2 protein-coding genes are annotated in these 1,071 nt (G+C 52.7%); both read right to left on the bottom strand.

The window, feature by feature from the left end:
- Window positions 1-282 (bottom strand): hypothetical protein (locus V6D20_22615; protein ID HEY9818575.1); only part of this gene is annotated, 282 nt, incomplete at its 3' end.
- Window positions 283-388: 106 nt separating this feature from the next.
- A partial coding sequence (locus tag V6D20_22610) for a hypothetical protein (protein HEY9818574.1) occupies window positions 389-1,071 on the bottom strand: 683 nt, incomplete at its 5' end.

Below are 1,071 nucleotides of genomic sequence, written 5' to 3'. Positions count from 1 at the left end.
GTGACCTTGGTCCAACGCGTACTGAATAATCTCTGGAATGCGATCATACAAAGTCCACAGAATCTTGACATACACCACACCCAAAAAATCGACCAGATACACCTCTTCTGTGTCCAAGTCTTTGCGCCAGTGTTGCACTTGGGCTGCTTCGGCCTCAGGACCCGACAAAGTCCCAATGACTAAACTTCCGAGAGGAGAAGTTCCCTCTGCTTGAAAGCCAAAGCCATTGTGATAGGCCACGTTCAAAATAAATTGAACGTCTGTAACAGCGGTGTCACTCATCCGGCGTGTGGGTGTGAGGTGTTTTGAACAAGTAAGACGGTATAGATGCGTGCGTGTGTGTGTGTGTATTAAAACTTTAACTTCTGCAGAAAAGTGCCTGTACGCCTTACTTGCCCATGTTCTGCACGATAGGAGGTGCCTTGGCTGCCTCAGCCACGTGACGAGTCAGAGCCTGTGCTGCATCCAGCCGCGCCTGAGCCTTCTCTACATCCTCCTTCAGACTCTCTACCGCGGTCAACAAGGCCTGGTTCTGCGCCGTCAATTGCGCCACCTCCTTCTCATGCTGCAACTGCAGGGCTCGCTTCTCAAACGTAAAGGCACGAGCGGAACTCTTGCGCTCCTCCTCCACTGCATTCTTCAGTTCAGAGTCATCCTTGGCCTTGAGGGTAGCGTACTGTTCCTTCAACTCGGCCAACTTGGCAGACTCAATAGGTACCTCTTGGCGCGCTGCCAGAATCTTCAAAGCCTGCTGGTAGCCATACTCGCTCAGATCCTGATCCATCTCGATCTGGCGGGAGCGCTTGGTCTGCTCAAAGGCTGATTGTGCTTCCTCCTGCTCACGCTGCTTGGTGCTAATTTCAGTTTCCAGGTTTTGGATAATACCCTCTCGCAGTTGCTTGAAGGTCTCCAGTGCTGCCACCCAGTCATCACCCTTCTTGGTGATGCTGGCTACGGCTGTGGCCAGAGCCATACGATCGCTGGGTGCAGTCTTAGTGGCACGGCTAGTGCTAGCCTTGGTGCTGGTCTTCTTCACCTTGTCACTGCTTGAGGACTTGGATTCGGACATGG

This window comes from Candidatus Obscuribacterales bacterium (assembly GCA_036703605.1).
Classification (GTDB): domain Bacteria; phylum Cyanobacteriota; class Cyanobacteriia; order RECH01; family RECH01; genus RECH01.
The sequence above is the reverse complement of the archived record's forward strand: the minus strand, read 5'-3'. Positions and strand labels throughout refer to the sequence as shown.